This is a genomic window from Maribacter sp. BPC-D8 (assembly GCF_035207705.1).
Taxonomy (GTDB): domain Bacteria; phylum Bacteroidota; class Bacteroidia; order Flavobacteriales; family Flavobacteriaceae; genus Maribacter.
Genome location: NZ_CP128187.1, coordinates 1226531 through 1250024, shown reverse-complemented (window position 1 = coordinate 1250024; position 23494 = coordinate 1226531). Strand labels below are relative to the sequence as shown.

At 34.5% G+C, this 23494-nt stretch carries 16 protein-coding genes; 15 read left to right on the top strand and 1 reads right to left on the bottom strand.

Going from position 1 to position 23494, the window contains the following annotated elements; all coding sequences use genetic code 11:
- Positions 1-14 precede the first annotated feature (14 nt).
- On the top strand, positions 15-1325 hold the full coding sequence (locus QSV08_RS05620; RefSeq protein WP_324027338.1) for a prolyl oligopeptidase family serine peptidase: 1311 nt from the start codon (positions 15-17) through the stop codon (positions 1323-1325).
- A 144-nt stretch (positions 1326-1469) separates the two neighbouring features.
- Positions 1470-1661, top strand: a complete 192-nt coding sequence (locus tag QSV08_RS05615; protein ID WP_027067037.1) for a cold-shock protein — start codon at positions 1470-1472, stop codon at positions 1659-1661.
- 57 nt (positions 1662-1718) lie between these two features.
- Here QSV08_RS05615 and QSV08_RS05610 read toward each other — a convergent pair whose 3' ends face one another.
- The gene (locus QSV08_RS05610; protein WP_324027335.1) at positions 1719-2474 is read right to left on the bottom strand and encodes a helix-turn-helix domain-containing protein; all 756 of its coding nucleotides are present in this window, start codon (positions 2472-2474) and stop codon (positions 1719-1721) included.
- Positions 2475-2715: 241 nt separating this feature from the next.
- On the opposite strand from QSV08_RS05610, the gene QSV08_RS05605 reads away from it, so the two are divergent.
- The 13 genes from QSV08_RS05605 to QSV08_RS05545 all read left to right on the top strand — a co-directional run bounded on the left by QSV08_RS05605 (position 2716) and on the right by QSV08_RS05545 (position 23489).
- Positions 2716-3111: a molecular chaperone Tir gene (locus tag QSV08_RS05605; protein WP_299317130.1), complete on the top strand. Its 396-nt coding sequence runs from the start codon at positions 2716-2718 to the stop codon at positions 3109-3111.
- A 12-nt stretch (positions 3112-3123) separates the two neighbouring features.
- The gene (locus QSV08_RS05600) at positions 3124-3837 is read left to right on the top strand and encodes a PspA/IM30 family protein (RefSeq protein WP_324027333.1); all 714 of its coding nucleotides are present in this window, start codon (positions 3124-3126) and stop codon (positions 3835-3837) included.
- 4 nt (positions 3838-3841) lie between these two features.
- A complete protein-coding gene (locus QSV08_RS05595; protein WP_324027332.1) occupies positions 3842-4558 on the top strand; it encodes a hypothetical protein in 717 nt (238 codons plus the stop codon).
- Positions 4559-4572: 14 nt separating this feature from the next.
- A complete protein-coding gene (locus QSV08_RS05590; RefSeq protein ID WP_324027330.1) occupies positions 4573-6639 on the top strand; it encodes an SPFH domain-containing protein in 2067 nt (688 codons plus the stop codon).
- A 61-nt stretch (positions 6640-6700) separates the two neighbouring features.
- The gene (locus tag QSV08_RS05585) at positions 6701-11590 is read left to right on the top strand and encodes a DNA repair ATPase (RefSeq protein ID WP_324027328.1); all 4890 of its coding nucleotides are present in this window, start codon (positions 6701-6703) and stop codon (positions 11588-11590) included.
- A 96-nt stretch (positions 11591-11686) separates the two neighbouring features.
- Complete coding sequence (locus QSV08_RS05580) at positions 11687-12133, top strand: KTSC domain-containing protein (protein ID WP_324027326.1); 447 nt, start codon at positions 11687-11689, stop codon at positions 12131-12133.
- A 31-nt stretch (positions 12134-12164) separates the two neighbouring features.
- A complete protein-coding gene (locus QSV08_RS05575; RefSeq protein WP_324027324.1) occupies positions 12165-13466 on the top strand; it encodes a DEAD/DEAH box helicase in 1302 nt (433 codons plus the stop codon).
- A 37-nt stretch (positions 13467-13503) separates the two neighbouring features.
- Positions 13504-15054, top strand: a complete 1551-nt coding sequence (locus QSV08_RS05570) for an SDR family oxidoreductase (RefSeq protein ID WP_324028353.1) — start codon at positions 13504-13506, stop codon at positions 15052-15054.
- 127 nt (positions 15055-15181) lie between these two features.
- The gene (locus QSV08_RS05565) at positions 15182-17140 is read left to right on the top strand and encodes a hypothetical protein (protein ID WP_324027322.1); all 1959 of its coding nucleotides are present in this window, start codon (positions 15182-15184) and stop codon (positions 17138-17140) included.
- 3 nt (positions 17141-17143) lie between these two features.
- On the top strand, positions 17144-17977 hold the full coding sequence (locus QSV08_RS05560; RefSeq protein WP_324027320.1) for a DUF2490 domain-containing protein: 834 nt from the start codon (positions 17144-17146) through the stop codon (positions 17975-17977).
- A gap of 22 nt (positions 17978-17999) precedes the next feature.
- Positions 18000-18836, top strand: coding sequence for an MORN repeat-containing protein (locus QSV08_RS05555; protein WP_324027318.1), 837 nt, complete (start codon positions 18000-18002; stop codon positions 18834-18836).
- A 169-nt stretch (positions 18837-19005) separates the two neighbouring features.
- Positions 19006-21999: a WD40/YVTN/BNR-like repeat-containing protein gene (locus tag QSV08_RS05550; RefSeq protein ID WP_324027316.1), complete on the top strand. Its 2994-nt coding sequence runs from the start codon at positions 19006-19008 to the stop codon at positions 21997-21999.
- Positions 22000-22157: 158 nt separating this feature from the next.
- Entirely contained in the window at positions 22158-23489 is a 1332-nt protein-coding gene (locus tag QSV08_RS05545) for a TolC family protein (protein WP_324027314.1), read from the top strand.
- The last annotated feature ends 5 nt before the right edge of the window (positions 23490-23494 follow it).

Below are 23494 nucleotides of genomic sequence, written 5' to 3'. Positions count from 1 at the left end.
ACAAAACTCAAACAATGCAAAAATCAATTCTAACTTTATCTGTATTTCTTTTGCTGCTGATGCTAAATCCGCTTTTAGCAGTAGAACCGGCAATAAAAACAATTTCTAATTATGAAAATGGTAACTACACTTTAATTTTAGAAGGATACGATTGGGGACCAGCAGTGAAAAAGGTAGTACTACCAACTGCAAAATTGACAACTGAAGCTAATGCTAGCGATTATACAATCGAAGTTGAAAGAAGTGCAGATGGCGTAGAAATGAAGCTAGAAGAAGTAAAAGGTAGTCGAGAAATAGTATTCGCTTATGTTTCTGATGCCAATGGGAGCAGAGTACCTGAAGGAAATCATGTAACCTTAGTTTTATTAGTGCACCCCAACAATCCTTTAGATTCTCCTATTAAATATGTAATTAAAGATGGTAGAGGCAGTAATCAGTGGATTGATTATAAAATGACCATTACCAATACGTCAACAAATAAAATATGGAATAAAGAAGATTCTCGAATATTTAAAGATTTGGATAAGTTTGATTTAAATGGAAAGTATTCTAGTAATGGCATAAGTTTAACGTATGCTTCTTTTGAACCTAAAACGACTTCAGCGAAATCTCCTTTAATTATATGGTTACATGGTGGTGGCGAAGGTGGTACCGACCCAAGTATTGCCTTAGTTGCTAATAAGGCCACTAAATATGCATCACCTGAAATACAATCCTTTTTTAATGGTGCATATGTTCTTGTGCCCCAAGCACCAACTTTTTGGATGCAAGATGCCAATGGAGAATATACAAGAGGTGATAATGATGATATTTATAATAAAGCCTTATTCAACCTAATTGACAATTTCGTAAAAGATAATCCGAAGATAGATACAGATAGGGTTTATATTGGTGGATGCTCAAATGGTGGGTATATGAGTTTGAAACTAATACTTGAACATCCAAAATATTTCGCTGCTGGTTATATAAGTGCTCTTGCTTATTTAGATTCGAATGTTACCGACAAACAAATTGAGAGTATTAAAAATGTGCCGATTTGGTTTGTTCATTCTAAAGACGATACAACGACAATACCAGATGAAACTGTTGTACCATTATATAATAGACTAATTAATGCTAAAGCACCGAATGTTCATTTCTCTTATTATGAGCATGTTATTGATTTAACCGGATTTTATGGTGGCGAAAACTACTATTATCCTGGGCATTGGTCTTGGATTTATAGCCACGCTAACCATGCAAATTTTGATTTTAATGGAGAACCAGTCTTATTACAAGGTGAAAATGTGACTATTATGGAGTGGTTAGCTGCTCAAAAAAAGTAAGAATTACCCTAATTATACTCAAAACAAGCAAAAACTCTTAAAATATTCACAAAATATCGATTTAAAATAAGTTTAAACCCTGTATGTCAACAATTGGCGTCATCTTTGCAACTTAATAAGTATTATAAATTAAATTACATTACAATGAGTAAAGGAACAGTAAAATTTTTCAATGACACAAAAGGATTCGGTTTTATCACTGAAGAAGGAGTTGAAAAAGACCACTTTGTACACATTTCAGGTTTAATCGATGAAATTCGTGAAGGCGATGAAGTTGAATTCGAACTAAAAGAAGGAAACAAAGGATTAAACGCAGTGAACGTTAAAGTTATCTAAGACATATATACTTTCAAGTTTAATAAAAAGCTCTTCAGAAATGAAGAGCTTTTTTTATTACCGCTCATTTTTAAGTCTATCAAAATCTTTTTCTAATTGAAATAGTTTCTCTTCTATATTAAAGTTGGTCTCTGGTAATCTGTGATAGAACACGTATCTAACACGCCACATCTCTTTTATTTCTTTAGATTGCAATTCCACATCATCTACATTTTTGTGCTCGGCACGTAAAACATAAGTATCATTGGTTATAAATAACCGCCTTAGAATAATGCTTTTATCCGTAATTACAAAAACAAGTGTTCCATTATTCAATTTTGAGTAAACCGATGGCGGTATCAATTCGCCTATGGCAATATCTTTTGGAAACATGCCCAATTCATTTTTACTCATTTCTAAATTCTGTACCGTATAAGCCCTAAATTTTTTATCGGGATTAATAGGTAACGATAGAAATGGTAAATCTTGAATGTAAGAATCTTTATTATAATACTTTATATAATCGTTCTGATTTAAAGTGGTAATACAAGGTACTTTTATAAAAAATTCTTGCTCACCTAAATCTTGTTCGACAGTTAAATTCCCTTTAAACTTTAATAAATTATTTACGGTTAATTCTGTTGTTAATAGGTCATCTATAGGAATGCTAAAATAATTAGCAATTTTAATTAGTGTTTCTAATTTAGGTTCACTTCGTCCTTCTTCATATGCTCCTAAGGTCCCTCTTTTAAGCTCAAATAGCTCTGCAAACGCCTGTTGGCTGAGACTTTTTAAACTTCTTATTTTTCTAATATTCTTTCCGAAGTATGACATATTTTGCTAATATAATTTGCAATTGATAAAAATATTATTATATTTGTCTAACAAAATTAGCAATAATTATTCGAATTGCTATTATTTTGAGCTAGTATTTTTTATTAACCGATTTTAAAACACAATATTATGTTCATCGTCGTTGTTTACATTTTAGCGTTCCTAATCTCAATTTAAGAAATCACATCAGTAATATTTTGTATTATTGAATTAAAGAAACCACCTACATAAACCAACATATATGAAAAACCATTTTAATATAACCAGAGATTACCTTCTTCAATTAAACTTTAATATCGTTAAAGAGAATAGAGCAGACGGTATTTTGGTTGTAGAGAAAGAAGATTCTGGGATAAAAAATCTGATTTTAGGGGTGTCACCACCAATACTGATTATGGAGCAATTTATATTTTCTGTTCATAATCAATCCGAAAAAATCTTTAAAAATTTACTTCAGAAAAATAGAGATATCATTCATGGTGCTTTTGTACTAGATGAAACAGCAAACCGGGTCATATTCAGAGATACATTACAAATCGAGAATATGGATCTAAACGAGTTTGAGGCCAGCCTTAATTCTTTAAGCTTATTAATGAGTGAATACTCAGATCAAATAATTGAATTTTCTAAATATTAAAAATAAAAAATCATGAATATATTTAAAAGACTATTTAAAATAGGAGAAGCTGAAACTAATTCGGCAATTGATAAAATGGAAGATCCTATAAAAATGACAGAACAGGGCATTAGGGATATGAAAATAGACCTAGAAAAAAGTTTAGAAGCGCTTGCACAAGTAAAAGCACTTGCCATACGTTCTAAGAATGATCAAGACGTTTACAAGAACAAAGCAAAAGAGTACCAAGACAAAGCCATTATTATTCTAAAGAAGGCTAACAATAAAGAAATGGATGCTGCCGAAGCAGATAGACTTGCTAAAGAAGCTTTAGTTCAAAAAGAAAATAACGAAAAGCAATTAGAAGCTACCAAGACAGAAACTGATAAATTCGAAACTAATGTTAGCCAGATGCAAGGTAATGTTGAAGCTTTAAAAGCCAACATTGGTAATTGGGAAAATGAGCTTAAAACGCTTAAAGCTCGTGTTAAGGTAAGTAATGCGACCAAAAATTTAAACAAGCAAATGGCTGAATTAGATAGTACTGGTACGGTGTCAATGCTTGAAAGAATGAAAGAAAAAATTGCTCAAGAAGAAGCCTTGGCTGAAGCTTATGGCGATATAGCAAATTCTAGTAAATCTATTGATGAAGAATTAGATAAAGCTGCTGATACTACTGAAGCCGCTGCAGATGATGAACTTCAAAAACTAAAAGAACAACTAGGGTTTAATAAAACCAAAAAATAAAAATTTGAATCAATTAATAGACATATTATTTTCTGAGGTAAATATCACGTTAACCTTGTTATTGATACTCCTTCTGGTGTATTGGATCATAACAATGATAGGTGGTCTTGATTTCGATTTAGATATTGATGTTGATGTCGATATAGATGTCGATGCCGATATAGACCTTGACTCTGGTATAGAAGGTGGTAATCTTGATTTTGAAGATATCTCGAATACCGAAGTCAATCAAGATGATGTCATAGGCAAAAGGCGTAGACCACTAAAATGGTGGCAAATTTTTCTAATCTACTTCAACTTTGTAGGCTTACCTTTCATGTTTACGTTCACCTGTTGGATATTTGTTTGGTGGTTGATTACAACACTAATGACTACATTGACGTTTACCTATGATAACTTTATAGGATTCATTATTATGATTGCTGCCCTTTTTCCTGCGTTGTTTGTCAATAAGTTATTTACCACTCCGTTTAAAGGCTTCTTCAAGCAATTGAATAAAGATGGCGATGCACCTGTAGATTTTTTAGGCAGGCAAGCGACATTGTTATCAAACATTACTGAAGACAAAATGGGTAACGCAGAAGTAAAAGCAGACGGTAATAGTCATTCTATTTATGTAAAATCTTTAGACCGTAAGCCATTAACTTATGGTAGCTCGGTTTTAATCATCAAAAGATCCGCGGATCACACATATTTTTTAGTACAATCTTATAACCAATAAAACTTAAATCATTTATGGAATCCATCTTTTCAATTATCGGTATAGGTTTGGGGGTCATCCTCTTCCTTATCATTGTTTATTTTGCAATCATTGCAATGTTCTACAAAAAAGTTCATCAAGGTCAAGCCTTGGTTAGAACCGGATTTGGAGGAACTAAAGTAGCTACGGACAAAGGTCTGTATGTTGTACCAGTATTTCACAGGGTTGAAATAATGGACATTTCAGTAAAGAAAATTCAAATTGAAAGACTCGCTACTGAAGGTTTAATTTGTAAGGATAACATGCGTGCCGATATTAAAGTGGCATTCTTCGTTAGGGTAAATAATGAGGTAGATTTTATTAAAAAAGTAGCACAAACTATTGGCGTTCAACGAGCATCTCGTCAAGAAACCTTAGAAGAACTATTTGAAGCAAAGTTTTCTGAGGCTTTAAAAACCGTTGGTAAAAAGTTTGATTTCATTCAATTATATGAAGCTCGTAGAGAGTTTAGAGATGAAATCGTTGACATCATCGGTACAGACCTTAACGGGTATACTTTAGAAGATTGTGCTATTGATTATCTAGAACAAACGGCTGTTGCGCACTTAAAAGCTGATAATATTCTTGATGCAGAAGGTATTAAGAAAATTAACGATTTAACGGCTGCCCAAAATGTGAAGTCTAATCTTATTAAGCGTGATGAAGAGAAAACTATACGTAAGCAAGATGTTGAAGCAAGAGAAGCTATTCTAGAGCTTGACAAGCAATTGGCTGAAAAAGAAGAGCAGCAAAAAAGAGAAATTGCGAATATAAAATCTCGCGAAGAATCTGAAATTTTAAAAGTATCTGAAGAAGAATTATTAAAGTCAGAAACTGCCCGTATTGCTACTCGTGAAAAAGTGAAAGTTGCCGAAGAAAACATGGAGCGTCAAATTATTGTTGCTCTTAAGAATAAGCAACGTACTGAAGCCGTAGAAACTGAAAGAGTAGAAAAAGACAGACTTTTAGAAGCTACAGAAAGAGAAAGAGTAGTTACGCTTGCACAAATTGAGAAAGAGAAAGTAGTTGAAGTTGAGAAGAAGAACATTCAAGATGTTATTCGTGATCGTGTTACTCTTGAAAAAGGAGTAGTGGAAGAGCAAGAAAACATGAAAGATATTCAAGCTTTCAAGACTGCTGACCGAGATAAGCAAGTAAAAATAACTGTTGCTGAAGCAAATGCACAAGAAGACTTAATTAAAACAATTAAGGCAGCTGAAGCTCAAAAAGAAGCTGCTAAGCAAAAAGCAGAAGAAATTAACATTGAAGCTTTAGCACATAAAGAAGCTAGTACGAAAGAAGCTGATGCTCGTAAAATTTTAGCTGAAGCTCAAGCGAAAGAAGAAGCAATTGTTGGTATGTCTGAAGCGCAGGTGATGCATGCGAAAGCTGATGCTTATGAGCGTGAAGGAATTGTACAAGCTATCATCATCGAGAAAAAAGCGAAAGCAGAAGCAGTTGGTATCGAAGCAAAAGCAGATGCAAAACGTAAAGACGGATTAGCAGAAGCAGATGTTATTAGAGAAAAAGCTATAGCAGATGCCGCTGGTATTGAAGAGAAAGCTAATGCAATGAAGAAATTAGATGGTGTTGGGAAAGAGCATGAAGAATTCAAATTACGTTTAGATAAAGAGTTACAAGTTGATCTTGCTCACATCAATATTCAAAAAGATATAGCAGATGCTCAGGCACAGGTTATTGGTGATGCTTTAAAAGCTGCTAAAATTGATATTGTTGGTGGTGAAACGATGTTCTTTGACCAAATTATCGGGCAAATTACTAGAGCTAAAGGGTATGATAGATTGGTTGAAAACAGTACCAACATACAAGATGTAAAAGATGCTATTTTAGGTAGTGATGACGTAAAAGGTAATCTATTAGAGAAAGTAAAAGAATTCGCTGATAAATACGGAATTTCATCTGAAGACCTCAAAAACGTAACTATAGCTAATTTACTGATGGACTTAAAGTCGAAGTCTAACGATAGCGACGAGCAAACGTTATTTAGTAACCTATTTAACCTTGCAAAGGGATTAGGTATGGGCGATAAAAAACTGAAATAACCGAGTGCGCTAAGAGTTTTTAAGTGAATTATTAATGTAATACTAAAGCCTAGTTACTTTTATGGCAGAAGAATCCCGAACAGACAAAACGGAAGAACATATTTTAGATGGTGGTACTTACGATGTAATTAAAAACCGACTGCAGAAGCAGAAGGAATTTTTACAGAGTAAGCTCATCGAACTAAATGACGATAGAAAAACCGTATTTGGCTCATTAGAAACAAAACTTATTGCGAATGCCAGAATCAATACAGAAAACAATTGTATTGCACGCGACATTGTTTCTTTTGGCGATACGTGTCTGTTCGGGTATAATGTTCATTTCGGACTCAGAACCGAGATAACTATTAAAGATGTTTTTAGCGCTTATAAATTTGAAGAAAATAGTTTTAAAGCTTCTACTCTAGATATACTAGATGATGAAATTTTTAAATCTGACTTCACTAATTTATACAAGTACTATAGAAACACGATATTTTCCAATTTTGCTATTATTGGTAATTATCTACATATGGTTTTTCAGTTAAGCGAAAGCTCTACAGATATTAAAACTTTTAAATGGCTATTGGTTGATAATACCCTAAAGTATATTGATAACCGTAGCGAACATGAATATAAGTTTCCTGTTCAGCAAGAGTTTAAATGGCAAGAGGCTACAAGAGATATGCAACGTTACGGCGAGCATCCTCATGTATCTATAAAAGACCGTGTGTTTGTTGAAACTATTGGTGGTGATCTTACTATCAAAATTGAAGATAACACTGCTGAAGGTAAAGGTATTTTAGATGAACCTGTAGAATACGTTGACCAAACTCTTGATGATGGTCAATATCGTTTTGGGGATTTGGGCAATCTTTTAATCCTAGAAATAAAACCGTTTCAAGAAGTTCCTCGCTATTTTGTTTTTAACGACAAAATGAAAGAGGTTCAGAAAATTGAATCGGTTAAAAATGCCTGTATTTTATTGCCAGATGATCAGGGTATCATTTTTCCAACGGGTTATTATTTACAAACGGGGGAGTATCATATTTTTGATAATGCTATTCCCAATGTAAAATTTCAAGAACGTATTGTTTCCCCCAACGGAGAAGATTTTCTGTATGTATTTTATTCTGCTGCAGAAGGGCTTTATAACCTTATGTCTTATAACATTATAAGTCAGGTTATTAAAACACCTATTATTTGTAACGGTTTTACAATTTTAGAAAATGGTGAGCTTTGTTACTTTAAAACAGAACAAGAGCAAACCAAACATCATGTCGTTCAAATTTGGCAAACTCCTTATTTAAAAGGTGATTACGTGCCTTCGCAGCATGAAGATACACTGCTATATAAAATAGGAAATAAAGATATTGTAAAAGCTATGGCAGAAGTCAATGGCTTAATTACATTATTGAATAAAAACGATAATTACGCCGGACTATATAGTGATATTGCTAAGTTCTCGAAAGATATATTAGATGCGTATTATTGGTTACCTGAACCAGAAACACATCAATTAAACGAGCCTATTGAAGAAATCAACAAAGCATCTAACGCTGCTATTGATGAATTTGAAAAGGTAGTACAACTTCGAAAGAATGCTCAAAATCAGTCCAAATTAATTCGTCAAAACGCTGAGGAGTTATTTAATAAAATTAAGAGTACCTCTTTTAAAAGCATAGATGAATTTGTTGCGCTACTTACAAGATTAAGATCTTTAAGAGGCGAAGCTATTTCACTAAAAGAAGTGAGATATATTGATTTAGAATATATAGAGGTTCTAGAAGAACAAATAGGGGAGCAGACCAAGAAAATATCTGAACGATGTGTTCAATTTCTTTTAAATCCGAATGCGCTACAACCGTATCATGATGCTTTAAAAGATAAAAAGGAATTTATTGCCAAAGTTGAAAAGGTAATTGAAGCAAAAGAGAAAGAAGAAGAAATTAATGAGATCAGCGCCGATCTTGAAATGTTGATCGATATTGTTTCTAATTTAGAAATTGAAGACACTGCGCATTCAACAAAAATAATCGATGATATTTCATTGATTTTCTCTACTATAAATGAGCTTAAAGCTGCTTTAAAAAATAAGAGAAATTCTCTTGGTATATCTGAAGCAAAAGCAGAGTTTGCCGCTCAGTTAAAATTGATTGATCAAAGTATCATCAATTATTTAGATATGGCATCTACACCAGAAAAGTGTGATGAATATCAAACAAAAACATCTATTCAATTAGAAGAGCTCGAGGGTAAATTCACCGATTTTGAAGAGTTCATTGAAACTATTATTGAAAAAAGAGAAGAGGTATATGCTGCTTTTGATGCCAGAAAGAACTCTTTAATTGAAAAACGAAATAAAAAAACTAGTGCATTAGCTAATGCATCTGGCAGAATTCTAAAGGGTGTTCAGAAAAAGGCTCAGAGTTTTAAGTCTGCGGTAGAAATTAACGGATACTTTGCATCTGATCTTATGATCAATAAGCTTCGTGATATTATTTCTCAGTTACAAGAGCTCGATGATAGTGGTAAAGCTGAAGAAATTGAAACCCAATTAAAGACTGCTAGAGAAGATGCCCTAAGAAAGTTAAAAGATAAACTTGATCTTTATGAAGACGGTGATAGTGTAATTCGATTAGGAAAACACAAATTCGGAGTTAATAAGCAACAGTTAGACTTAACAATTGTTTTTCATAACAATGTACTTAACTATCATTTGACAGGTACCGATTTTTACAAGGAGCTGAACAATGAAGCGTTCGTTAAAAATCGACATTTGTGGGATCAAGAATATGTATCGGAAACCGATGACATATATCGTGCTGCATATTTAGCGTATAAAATATTTACAAATTTCACTGAAGATGATTTGCTTCCGCTAAGTGAAGAAGAACTTTTGAAAGTTGTTCAAGAACAAAGTAGAAATGATTATTCTGAAGGTTACATTAAAGGTGTTCATGATGTAGATGCATCAAGAATACTAAGGCTTTTAGTACATAAGCACCATGAATTAGATTTGCTTACATACCGACCAGAAATTCGTGGTTATGCCCAATTTTTCTGGAATGATTTAGATAAGCATGTTAAAGATGAATTGGACCAGGGTTTAAAAGCCGCTGGCGAGGTTTTACAATACTTCCCAGAATCTAAAGAGTATGCTTCTATTATAGTAGAATTACAAAAGAAAATTGAGGTGTTTGCCGAAGAAACGAAGTTATTCGATGCGCTTTTAAGCACAGATATTGCTGAATATTTATTTGAAGAGTTAAAATCAGATTCTGAATTTGTTTATAGTGGTTTCGCCATTCAATTAAAAGATGAGTTTCTAAAATTACTTAAATCTCAACAAGCAGATTTAAAGTTTAAGAAAAGTGTTGAAGAAGCTCCTAAACTTGCATCTAAAGTTCGTTTGGTAAAACAATGGGTTGGTGCATTTTTAAAATCTAAAAAAGATGTTGAAAACGCAATTGACAGTAACAGATATGAAAATGAAATTGTTGGTGCAATTTTATTTAGAGACGAATCTGCTTCTAAAATTAAAGCGGTTTCACCTAATGAAGCTTTAAAAGACTTGAGAGGATCTCATGGAACAATTGTTGAAGGAATCTATTCATTCAATTATCATGATTTTATCTCTAGGTTGAATTTATTTCTAACAGATGAAGTTCCTGCTTTTCTAAAATTTAAAAAGACAAAACTTGAAATTACCGAGAAATTAAAGACCGATTTAAAGTTAGAAGAGTTTAAGCCTAGAGTGCTTACCTCTTTCGTACGAAACAAATTAATTGATGAAGTTTATCTTCCAATTTTCGGGAATAATCTAGCCAAACAGTTAGGTACAGTAGGGGCGAACAAACGTACCGATAGAATGGGAATGTTGCTGTTGATATCTCCACCAGGTTATGGCAAAACTACTTTGATGGAGTACATTGCGAATCGCCTAGGTTTAATTTTTGTTAAGATTAACGGACCGGCAATTGGTCATGAAGTAACCAATGTGGATCCTGCTTCGGCAAAGAATAGTGCTGCTAGAGAAGAACTTAAAAAGTTGAATCTTGCTTTTGAAATGGGGAATAACGTAATGCTTTATATCGATGATATCCAGCATTGTAATCCGGAGTTTCTTCAGAAATTTATTTCACTATCAGATGGTACTCGTAAAATAGAAGGTGTTTATGAGGGTCAGCCAAAAACCTACGATTTACGCGGTAAAAAATTCTGCGTAATTATGGCGGGTAACCCATATACGGAAAGTGGAGAGAAATTTCAGATTCCAGATATGTTAGCCAACCGTGCCGATATTTACAACCTTGGTGATATTATTGGTGAAACAGAACACTTGTTTAGATTAAGTCTCATTGAAAATTCGCTGACCGCAAATCCTATTTTACAACAATTGGCGAGTAAAGAATTCGACGATGTGTATACCTTGGTAGAACAAATTGAGTCTAAGTCTGACGAAGGTCAGCTTATTGGCAACCATTCTAGTCAAGAAGTTGAGGAATATAAAAAGGTATTGGAAAAGGTGTTAAGAGTGAGAGATGTATTATTGAAAGTAAATGCAACGTACATTAAAAGTGCTGCCATGCAAGACGAATACCGCACAGAGCCTTCTTTTAAACTTCAAGGTTCTTATAGAGACATGAATAAATTGGTTGCTCAGATAGTGCCTATCATGAACGAAAAAGAACTAAACACCATGTTGCGTTCACATTACGAGAACGAAGCACAAACTTTGACCGGTTCTGCTGAAGCTAATTTATTAAAGTACAATGAGTTAATAGGTAATCTTTCAACAGAAGAAGATACCCGTTGGAGTGCTATTAAAGAACAATTTGTAAAAAATAATAAGCTAAAAGGATTTGGTAATGCTAATGAAATGGCACAAGTGCTTTCTCAAATGATGGAATTTTCTGAAAATTTAGCGGGTATAAAATCTGTTCTTGAAAAAGGTCTGAACAACGAGTAGCTATCAACTAGAGGTTATTTTTTTCTTTTATTACTGAATTTCAAGCTTTCACGTCAAAATAAAGACGTAGTTTTGCACCCGCAAAAAAGCTGTATTATGAAGCGCATTAATGAATACAAGAAACTCTTCGGGGTTGAAAAAGAAATTGAACTTAAAGCACTTAAGTCCACGTATAGAGGTTTAGTAAAAGAATGGCACCCAGACAAGTTTCAAGAAGGTGATGAGAAAAGAGAAGAAGCTGAAGTTCAAAGTCGTCGTATTATTGACGGATACCACTTTCTAGTAAGTATCGCTCCTGAAACCAAAGAAGCTAATAAAGAAGTATACAACGAGTCTATTAACTCTGGTGTTGCCGATTTTCAGCATAATGGTTTAGTTTTAGAAGTTACTTTCGTTGATGGTGCTACTTATGAGTACTTCGGTGTAACGAAGCCTATTTTCCAGAAAATGATCAATTCTAACAAGTTGAACAGATTTGCGAAAAGAACAATTTTTCCAAATTATCTTCACAGAAAATCGAAACGTGACCTTCAAGAGGCATAATCGTATATAAATTAATGGATATTAAAGACGCATGAAAAATCAAAAAGAGATTTTATCAAAATTGAATATTGATGCGTTAAATCCGATGCAAGAGAGTGCGTTAGATGCTATCTCATCATCGAATAATACCATTTTACTTTCTCCGACCGGTACAGGAAAAACATTAGCTTTTCTTCTACCGGTTTTAGAATTTATGGACCATGACAATCCTGAAGTTCAGGTATTAATCTTAGTTCCTTCTCGCGAATTGGCTATTCAGATAGAACAGGTTATTCGTAATATGGGTACTGGTTTTAAAGTGAATGCCATTTATGGTGGTAGGGCAATGTCTAAAGATAAGATAGAGCTAAAACATACACCTGCAATTTTAGTCGGAACGCCTGGTAGAATTCTTGACCATTTTATGGCAGATCGTTTTACCAAAGAGCATATTAAAACTTTAATTCTTGACGAATTCGATAAGTCTTTAGAAGTCGGATTTGAAGAGGAGATGACTGAAATTCTTGCCGAATTACCAAATCTTAAAAAACGTATTCTTACTTCTGCAACCGAGGCTGTTAAAATTCCCAAGTTTGTGGGAATGGAAAACCCTAGAAGAATCAATTATCTTAAGAAAGATACACCATCAAAACTTACGATAAGTACCGTTATCTCTGAAGAAAAAGATAAGTTGAAAACATTAGTTCAACTTTTAAAATATATTGGTGAAGAACCAGGTATTATCTTTTGTAATTTAAAAGATAGTATTGATACTGTTAGTTCGTTTCTAAGTCAGAAACATATTCTGCATGAGTGCTTTTCTGGTGGTATGGAACAGAAAGACCGCGAACGTGCTTTAATTAAATTTAGAAATGGTAGCAGTCGTATTTTAGTTGCAACTGATTTAGCCGGTAGAGGTATTGATATTCCTGAATTAAATTTCATCATTCATTACGAATTACCGCAACGTATTGAAGAGTTTACGCATCGTAATGGTAGAACTGCTCGTGTAAATGCAACAGGTACCGCCTATGTTATAAAATGGGATCAAGAATCGTTACCTGGATTTATTTCAAATTCAAAGCCAATTGGCATCGGTAAAACCAATAGGTTAGGGGACCCTTTTTGGGAAACGTTATTTATTTCTGGTGGCAGAAAAGATAAAATATCTAAAGGTGATATTGCCGGACTTTTCTTCAAACAAGGTGGTTTGAACAGAGAAGAATTGGGAGACATTGAACTAAAACAAGATTGCGCTTTTGTAGCTGTGGCTAAAAGCAAATCAGATAAACTTGTAAACGAGTTAAACAACTCCCGATTAAAAAAGAAAAAAGTGCGTATTACCGTACTTTAATCATAGTTAGTATTTTTGCCCTTTTTAAGGTAGTATGATGAAGGATAAACAACACGAGAACGAAACTGAAATCGATTTAACCGAGATTGAAAGTTGTATTGAAATTTTAAATCGTTTGGTAACTGATACCAATCAAATATTTGAAATTCCTGAAGACAGAAGAATTGCCTTAATTAAAGTTGCTGGTCAATTATCTCGCCCTAACAAGCAAGAGTTCGCTAAAAGGGTAAAGGATGCCAAACGTAACGAAAAAAGAAAGCAAGCAGTTCGCGATAAGCATGCTCGTAAAGAAACGGGTATAAGAAGCGCTCGCGAAGCTCATGTGTTTGTTGCTCCGAAATTATTACCTGCTGCAGAATTAGCCAGTAAAGATTTACCAGAACTAACAACACCCCGTAATTGCTACGTTTGTAAAGCGGAATTTACTAAACTGCATCACTTCTACGATACCATGTGTACCGATTGTGGTGATTTCAATTACGCGAAAAGATTTCAGAATGCCAATGTAAAAGGTCAAGTTGCGGTAATTACCGGATCTCGTTTAAAAATTGGATACCATATTACGTTAATGCTTCTTCGTGGTGGAGCAACTGTGATTGCAACCACACGTTTTCCTGTAGATTCTGCACTTCGTTTTTCTAAAGAGGAAGATTTTATGGAGTGGGGGCACCGACTTAAAATACACGGTTTAGATTTACGTCATATACCTAGTGTTGAAATCTTCTGTAATTTTATTGAGCAGCAATACGATAAATTAGATATTCTTATTAATAACGCTGCACAAACAGTACGTAGACCTGCAGGTTTCTACCATCACTTAATGGAGAATGAAGAACGTGAGTTCGCTTCATTGCCGAAATTTGCTCAAATGGTTTTAAGTGACCATGAAAGTTGTTTAGATGAATTGAAATCGTTCAGTAATAAAGCGTCACCAAACCAAAATATGCCCGTTACTTGGCATGGACCAGAACCTGGTATTGGTTTAAGAGCTTCTGCAAAGCTGTCTCAAATTCCGTATAGTTTTGATAATGCTTTGGTTGCCCAAGAGGTTTTCCCTACGGGGGAATTGGATGCCGATTTACAACAGGTTGATTTACGTAAAACGAATAGTTGGCGCTTAAAGCTAGGCGAGATAGAAACTACCGAAATGATTGAGGTTCAGTTAGTTAATTCCGTAGCACCTTTCGTGTTATGCAACCGTTTGGCAGAGTTGATGAAGAAAGAGAATACAGGTCAAAAGCATATTATTAACGTTACGGCGATGGAAGGTAAATTCCACCGTTTCTTCAAAGAATCTCGTCATCCACATACTAATATGGCGAAAGCTGCATTAAATATGTTGACGCATACTGCTTCAGGTGAATTGGCTAAAGACGGAATTTTTATGAATGCCGTTGATACCGGTTGGGTTACTGATGAAGATCCTGCTGAATTAGCTAAAAAGAAACAAGAAGTTCACGATTTTCAACCTCCTTTAGATATTGTTGATGGTGCTGCTCGTGTAATGGATCCTTTATTTGATGGTATTAATACGGGCAAACATTGGTGTGGGAAATTCTTAAAAGACTATTTTCCAATAGATTGGTAGATGTATTATTCTTAGAATATGTGCATTTTGTTGCTGCATTCTTAATTGTTTAGAAACATTTAATAAAAAGTTAAAACTCTTACTGTTCTTATTTACTAGTCTGAATCTATTTTCGTTTTTTTGCGGCATGATTAGGCTAACTATCAAACCATTACTACAATTTCTTGTATTTATAGTTGTCGGAATTTCTATTCCGATGAATGCTCAAGAAACGCAAACGTATAACGGACCTTTACAAATAGGTAAGTATAACGGTAAAGCAACGTACTCTTATAAACTTGTTGAGAACGACACTGTTCTTGATGGGGATTTTACGGTACTGCGTTCAAATCTTCAAGAACTTTTAGAGAAGCAAGATTACTCCTTTCAATTTAAAGGTGCTTTCGTTGACGGTACCGCTAATGGACCATGGAAATTTCAATTCGGAGAGTTCAATTCTAAGAGTCAGTCTGAGGTCATAGATTACCAATATCGGGTATTGGTTAGCGGAATTCAGAAATCTGCCGCCGGAAAAATAAAAATGGGCAAACCCAATGGTAAATGGACCATTTTAGAAGAACAGATTGAAAACTCTGAAATATCAAGCACCCTATTTAAAAGTGTCGTTTCTTTTGATAACGGCGTACCACAACAAAATTTCAGTATTAATAATGAAAACTATACGCTAGTAGGTAGATTTCTACGAGATGGTTTGGCGCATGATGAGTGGTCATTGTTCCCTTCAAACGGAATGGACCAATCTGAAAGCTGGTATTTTAAAGATGGTATACTTCAATCTATTAGAGTAGATGATGATAATGACCATAAAACCATACAAGCATACAAAGGCTATAGTGGAGAAACAAGGGTTATTAATCTTGATGCAGGTTATATTAAGGCTTTAGAAATTCAACTTTCACAAGTTGATGTTGACATCCTGCATCATAATAGTCTACCCGAACTTTTAAAGCAAAATGCAGCACGTTACCAAGAGGTTGATGGTATATTATCAGAACTCGGCAAGTCAGAATTTCTTCCAGAATTTAAAGTTAAGGTACCTTATTACCCCTTAGATTCTTCACAAATTCGAAAGGTTGATAGCATCGTATCCTATTATAAAAAAGCAAATGAATTAAGTGAATCTATACTACACAATTCACAATTGAATATTCTAAGATTATCTGATACCAATACAGCATATCAGTATAATACAGTGCTTCAGTTAAAGGAAAATTATCTTAAACCGATTCAAGAAATAGTAAGTTATGATTCTTTGGGTATCCTAGAATATACATCGCAAGAGCAACTGGTCAATCACGTTTTTGCAAATGGAATGCCAAAATCTGAAATGGATATAGAGATACAAGTTGATAGTGTTTCTTCATCCAAATCATATACTATTCCAACAACTTCCTTAACTAAGTCTTCAAATTCAAATATCGAAAATATTGAAGCTGTTGCTAAAATGGGTTATGACGGTATTCTAGCAATTGCCAATGAAGTAAAAGAAACGCTGGCTCAAGAAAAACGACAGAATGAGTTAGCTAGTTTAGAAGAGGAAATCATATTGCAAAACGATTCATTAGTCTCTTTTATTATAGCCACAAATGATAGTATTCCATTAAAATATGCCAATTCTTTACAACAAATTAAATCATTTGCAAACACAACGCTAAACGATTACTCAAAAGTAAAATCTGCTCAAAACAGGTTAATTGCTGCTAGAAGTACCGTTAAATGTCTTGACAATTTAAACGAGTTGTCAAGTACGGTTTCGCAAATGCCGGCATACAAAACCACCATAGAAGAAAGTTATACCGACCGAATTTGGAATCCGTTTATGGCAACTTTAATGGATGAGGATATTAAAAAGAAAATCACTTCAGCTTATTCCAAAATTTTAGAACCCTACTTCTTAGCTGAAATAGAACAACACTTATCGTGTGACATTATTGAAGATTTAAACAACACTATTACGGCTACGTACAAAAAGGTGCTAGAACTAAAAGATCAAGACACCAAAAAGCTGGAACGAAAGCTCAAAAAGGAAAAAGATCCTGTTACCGTATTAGAGATGTTGAATGTACAAAACACTACAAAGCAATAGCCTATGAAAACGTTTCGTACACATATCGTAAAGATTTCATTTTTAATGCTTTTTGCCTTTGTTTTTCAAGGATTAGCACAAGAGAAAGAAGCAGTAGAATTACCAGAATATTCGAAGTATAAAGATTTAGGCACCAAAACCTGGATCAATACTTACGGTAATATTAGAATAAGTAAACGCTTATTTTGGGATGCACAAACGCATTTAAGATTAGAGGAAACGGAAGCTACACCATTTTTTGGTCAGGTTGCACAGGTTTATAATAGACATGCCATTGGGTATATACACTCAAAATATTTTAATGTTCGTTTAGGCGGAGTATTGCGTTTAAACTTCAATACGGATGAGGCTTCTACAGACCGTAATTTAGTACCTGAATGGCGTATTTGGCATCAGTATCAATTTGCACAGTCATTGGCTAGTATGATGATTTATCACCGTATTCGTATTGAACACCGTTGGACCCAAAGTTTTGTGGAGAATAGTGAATACATTTTTAGAAACCGATGGAGGTATATGTTTAGAATGAAAATTCCGTTGAACAATCATAAGCTAAAACCTAAGACATTTTACGTTGCACCAGAGGCTGAATTAATTATGCAAAGTGGAAAAGCCGTTGTTGCAAGCCCGATGGAAGATTTACGATTAACCACTACCTTAGGTTATATTCTTACACCAAGATTAACGGTTGCAGCTGGTGCCATGTATTCTCAAGGTCAAGATTTGACCAATGGCGGATATTACAAACAGAGTTGGGCAATGCGTTTTCACGTGTATTTTTCCCCAGATTTCAGAAAGGTAAAAAACAAACTTCCAGAAATTCACTTAACAGATTAATACCATAGAGCAAACAAACACTATGAAAAAAAGAGATGTAACATTGTACGGTCTGTTAGCCATCATATCTGTATTGGCAATTTATTTTGGTATCAAGTCAAGCACGCTTGAAAATGAAATAGGGAATAGTAGTAAGGCAAAAGAGGAGTTAAATGTTCTTGTAACAGGTAATAAAGAATTAGTAGCCATCGACTCTGTTTTAATGAAAGGTGATTATAATAAAGCTATTGAATCTTATAACACAACTCTTGAAAATCACGAAGAGTTGAATTCGGTTATTCCCTTACGTATCGCGTTAGCTCAAAAGCTAATGCAGAATGATATAAAAAGTAACTCTGAAAAAGTAAATGAAGAGATTTCTATCGATTCTATTGCCATTGCACCAGTTAATCAAAGTGAAATTAGAAGTATCGATTCTCTGAATTTTGCATTAGAGAAAGCACGTGTGCAGTTAAGTAATATGCGTAAGCAACTTAATAATAAATCGTTCGGTGAATACCTTAGTTTTAGTAGTAAAAAAGGAACTGCTTTGCATTATGTTGGTCAGGTAAAAAACAACAAAGCAAATGGTGCCGGTATTGCCGTACTTGAAACGGGTAGTAGGTACGAAGGCGAATGGAAAGACAACCTACGCGAAGGCAATGGTACTTTCTACTGGCCCGATGGGGAATATTACATTGGCAGTTATAAAGATGACATGCGAAATGGTGAAGGAACTTATTTTTGGCCAAACGGTGAAAAATATAAAGGACAGTGGAAAAATGACAAGCGAAATGGCAAAGGTATTTTTCATAAAAAAGAAGGCTCTGTCATAAGTGGTATTTGGGAAAATGATAAACTTAAAGATACTGACAAGTAGATTTTATACTATCATAACAGCGTATTACATAAATTTCTATAACGAGATTACGTCAAATCTCAATATGTAATTGTTACATTAAGAAAATCGTAAAAATCATCTTGAACGTATGTTTTGCGTAATGGTTTAAGTAACTTTAGGTCTTAACCAAACTATTACTCAAACCTAAATGAAATCGTTCTTTCGTTACCTAGCCGTTGCATCGTTTGTATGCATTTCTTCTTCACTTTTTTCACAAGATTTTTCAGCATTAGAATATCGTACTATTGGACCATCGCGAGGTGGTCGTGTTACTACCGTTACGGGCACACCTGTTTTACCTGGTACTTTTTACTTGGGCGCCTCTGGTGCCGGAGTATGGAAAACCGATGACTACGGAACATCTTGGAATAATATTTCTGACGGATTTTTTGATACGCCTTCTATTGGTGCAATTGAAGTAGCTGTTAATGACCCTAATATTGTTTATGTGGGAACTGGTTCTGACGGATTACGTAGCAATATCATTAGCGGAAAAGGAGTTTACAAATCTATAGATGCCGGACAAACATGGGACCATATCGGACTTGCGAAAGCCGGACAAATTGGTGCCGTAGAAATTGACCCTACGAACAGTAATGTGGTTTGGGTGGCTGCAATTGGTGATGCTTTCAAGGCTAATGAAGAACGTGGCATTTACAAAACAATTGATGGCGGAGTTTCTTGGGAAAAGATGCTACATATATCTAACACAACCGGGTTTGCTGATTTAGAGCTTCTACCTGGTAACCCCAATGTAGTCTACGCAGCCGCTTGGAAAGCGCAACGTACACCTTGGACAATTATATCTGGCGGAGAAAATAAGGAAGGTGGAATCTATAAATCTGTCAACGGCGGTAAAGATTGGATAAAGCTAGAAACAGGTTTACCTAAAGGATTGATCGGAAAAATAGATTTAGCGGTTTCTGCAGTAGACTCCAGTATTCTGTATGCCGTAATTGAAGCACCGGGAGATGAAGGTGGAGTTTACAAATCTGTAGATCAAGGAAAGACCTTTGTACAGACATCTAATAATAAAGGTTTGGTCAATAGACCATTTTACTATATTAATATTGAGTTAGACCCAACCAATCCTGATATTGTGTATTCTAATGCTAATCCATTATTGAAATCTATAGATGGTGGTAAGAACTGGGCAATGATGTCAGTACCTCATGGTGATAATCATGATATATGGTTAAATCCTAATAATCCTGATTTATTGATTCAATGTAATGATGGTGGTGCTAATGTTTCGCATAATGGTGGTAAAACATGGTCTTCACAATTCAATCAGCCTACGGCAGAAATATATCAGGTTGCAGTAGATGACCAATATCCTTATTGGATCTATGGTGCACAGCAAGATAATACGACCATAGCCATACCAAGTTCAGCCCCTAGCGGTACTTCTGCACAGGGCACACAAGTTATGATTGAAGTTGGTGGTTGTGAAACCGGACCGTCAATACCAAAACCTGGCAATCATAATATCATTTATAACAACTGTAAAGGACGATTTAGTGTTTACAATAAAATTACAGGTGTCGGTAGAGAATATTCTATTGGTGCTTCTAATATTTATGGACATAACCCTAAAGATTTAAAATATCGTTTTCAACGCGTAGCTCCCGTTCATATTTCTCCTCACGATCCAGATGTGGTGTATATGGGCTCGCAATTTGTACATAAAACAAGAAATGATGGAGTTATTTGGGAAACAATTTCTCCTGATTTAACTGATTTTGAAGCGGATAAGCAGGTAATATCTGGTAACCCCATTACTAGAGATATTACGGGTGAAGAATATTACAGCACCATTTATTCCATCCGAGAATCGAAAATTAAAAAGGACTTAATCTGGACAGGCTCCAATGACGGCGTAGTTTCTCTTACTCAAGATGGCGGTCAAACTTGGACGAACGTGACTCCGAAAAAAATGTCAAAAGGAGGTAGAGTAGAATCTATAGAGCCTTCTCAATTTAATCCCGCGAAAGCATATATATCGGTGGACAGGCATTTATTGGGTGATGCTACTCCGTACTTCTACAAAACCGAAGATTATGGTAAAACATGGGAGTTATTGACTAGCGGAATACCGGCTGATCATACAGCTAAAGTTTTACGTGAAGACCCTAAAACAGCGGGACTTCTTTATGCCGGTACAGAATACGGAATGTTTGTTTCTTTTAATGACGGACAACAATGGGAAGCTTTCCAACAAAACTTACCTGTAACTCCGATCACTGATATTATCATTAATAGAGGAGATTTAATTTTAAGTACCATGGGTCGTGGTTTCTGGGTATTGGATAATATTACTTCGTTGAGAAATCCTGATGTTGCTACTTTAAGTGATTCACCTGTATTATTTCAACCAGATAACACAATACGTTACAGAACTCCGCGACGTGACAAAGGTTTTCCTAATTATCCAACAACGGGAGTTTTAATTGATTATTACCTACCTAAAGATGGCAAAAACAATGTTCAACTAGAAATTTTAGATGCCAACAAGCAATCTATAGCTACTATAATAAGTGATTCTACAAAGGTAAAATCTACTACAGAAGAAGTGGAAGATATGAGTCTAAGCATGTCTTTCAGCTACTTTGATACGAAACTAGAAACCAAGAAAGGTTTAAATAGATTTCAATGGAATATGCTTCAAAAAGGAGCTTGGAGCGACAAAGAATCGAGAAGCTACAAAAACGGACCTATGGTGCCACCTGGAACTTATACCGCGAAACTAACCGTTGGAAAAAAAACATTTGAACAACCATTTGAAATTCTTGTAGATCCTAGATTAGTAGAAGAAGGCATAGATAAAACCATCATCGCGGAGCATTTAGCTTTTGAAAACAAAGTATTGGATTTACTGACAGAAGCGAGAAAATTTCAATCGAATTTAGAAGCAGAAATCAAGAAAAGTACGGGAGATAAAAAGCAATCTTTAGAGAGCGTTTTAAAAACGATAAAGAATGAAGAAGGAGCATATCCGCAGCAAATGCTAGTGCCACAAATAGCGTATCTATCATACATTGTTGGCGGTGCCGATAAAATACCTGGTAACGAAGAAGTAGAGCGATTAAAAGACCTAAAACAGCAATTCAATGCTGTTAAAGAACAGGCAAAACTTAACTAATTTATTATTGGGCAATTGTTACTCAGATAGCAATTGCCCAAAATACTCGTCGATAAAATTCCACTTTCCGTATAAAGAAAAAGGCTAGACTTCTATTACTTTTTAATAATGTAGTATAAAGTTTCACTTTTGGAGTGTTAATTAAAAACACGCTTAAAATGAAACAAATTATAATCATAACAGGCATTTTATGTGCTCATTTTGGTTTTTCGCAAGAAGTAGAAACCCAAGTAGCATCAAAAATATGGTCTTTGGAAGATTGTATTTCGTATGCCATTGAAAACAATATCACTGTAAAAAATGCTGAAATAAACGCAAGTATCTCTGAGGTAGATTATAAAACGGCTAAATCAGCCAAGCTACCTAATCTATTTGGTAGTGCATCTCAAAATTTTTCTAATGGTACTACAATTGACCCTATTACAAGTGATTATGTTTCTGATCAGATACATAGTACCAATTTAGGAGTTAACAGTTCTATGACGCTCTACCAGGGTAATCAATTGAGTAATCAAGTAAAGCAAAATAAACTTTTAATAGAGCAAAATAGTTTATTGGCGCAAGAGGCTAAAAACAATATTGTTATTAGCATCTTAGAGTCATATCTACAGACATTATATAGCAAAGAGGGCATCACAATTGCAGAAAACAATTTAACTGCATCAGAAAAAGAAGTGTTAAGAGCAAAATCTAGGTTAGAGGCAGGTACAATTGCACTAAGCGATTATACTGAAGCACAAAGTCAAGCAGCTACCAATAAATACAACGTTATTGCCGCTAAAAATGATTACGAGCTTAACATTATAGACCTAAAGCAATTGTTGGAATTATCACCATTAGATGATTTACAAATAGAAACGGTAGATGAAAATCAAGATTTAATATACCTAGAATTAAACAAAGAAGCAATCTATACAAATGCTTTATCGTATTTACCAGAAGTAGAGGCTAGTAATACTAATATTTTAATCAACGAAAAAGAGCTAGAAATAGCTGAAGGAGGTTATTTACCTACGTTATCATTAACAGGTAGTCTTGGTTCTGGATATACAAGCATTAGAGATAATAATTTCTATGACCAACTAGATGTCAATTTCAACCAGAGACTTGGTTTAAGTTTAAGTGTTCCAATTTTTAATAGAAATAAGACTAAGTCTGCCGTACAAATTGCTGCATTTAATATAGAAAAAGCAGAAATACAAAAGCAAGTAGTAGAAAAAGAAGTTATTAAAAAGGTTGAAATAGCCTACCAGTTTGCACTTTCTTCTCAAGAGCAATTAGTTGCCGCAGAAGCATCACAGAGTGCTGCAGAACAATCTTATAACCTTGCGCAAAAGAGGTATGAGCTTGGAGATTTAAGTACTACCGATCTAGTTGTAAGTCAAAATTCATTTACCAATGCACAACAGAATTACATACAATCTAAATACTTAAATATTTTATACCATCAATTATTACAATTTTATCAAGGAAACGACATTAAACTTTAATATAA

Bases quoted from the DNA above. Each gene is read 5' to 3' on its own strand.
- QSV08_RS05565 (WP_324027322.1), top strand. From the start codon at position 15,182: ATGATTAGGCTAACTATCAAACCATTACTACAATTTCTTGTATTTATA.
- QSV08_RS05575 (WP_324027324.1), top strand. From the start codon at position 12,165: ATGAAAAATCAAAAAGAGATTTTATCAAAATTGAATATTGATGCGTTA.
- QSV08_RS05590 (WP_324027330.1), top strand. From the start codon at position 4,573: ATGGAATCCATCTTTTCAATTATCGGTATAGGTTTGGGGGTCATCCTC.
- QSV08_RS05620 (WP_324027338.1), top strand. From the start codon at position 15: ATGCAAAAATCAATTCTAACTTTATCTGTATTTCTTTTGCTGCTGATG.
- QSV08_RS05580 (WP_324027326.1), top strand. From the start codon at position 11,687: ATGAAGCGCATTAATGAATACAAGAAACTCTTCGGGGTTGAAAAAGAA.
- QSV08_RS05605 (WP_299317130.1), top strand. From the start codon at position 2,716: ATGAAAAACCATTTTAATATAACCAGAGATTACCTTCTTCAATTAAAC.
- QSV08_RS05570 (WP_324028353.1), top strand. From the start codon at position 13,504: ATGAAGGATAAACAACACGAGAACGAAACTGAAATCGATTTAACCGAG.
- QSV08_RS05550 (WP_324027316.1), top strand. From the start codon at position 19,006: ATGAAATCGTTCTTTCGTTACCTAGCCGTTGCATCGTTTGTATGCATT.
- QSV08_RS05600 (WP_324027333.1), top strand. From the start codon at position 3,124: ATGAATATATTTAAAAGACTATTTAAAATAGGAGAAGCTGAAACTAAT.
- QSV08_RS05560 (WP_324027320.1), top strand. From the start codon at position 17,144: ATGAAAACGTTTCGTACACATATCGTAAAGATTTCATTTTTAATGCTT.
- QSV08_RS05545 (WP_324027314.1), top strand. From the start codon at position 22,158: ATGAAACAAATTATAATCATAACAGGCATTTTATGTGCTCATTTTGGT.
- QSV08_RS05610 (WP_324027335.1), bottom strand. From the start codon at position 2,474: ATGTCATACTTCGGAAAGAATATTAGAAAAATAAGAAGTTTAAAAAGT.
- QSV08_RS05585 (WP_324027328.1), top strand. From the start codon at position 6,701: ATGGCAGAAGAATCCCGAACAGACAAAACGGAAGAACATATTTTAGAT.
- QSV08_RS05555 (WP_324027318.1), top strand. From the start codon at position 18,000: ATGAAAAAAAGAGATGTAACATTGTACGGTCTGTTAGCCATCATATCT.
- QSV08_RS05615 (WP_027067037.1), top strand. From the start codon at position 1,470: ATGAGTAAAGGAACAGTAAAATTTTTCAATGACACAAAAGGATTCGGT.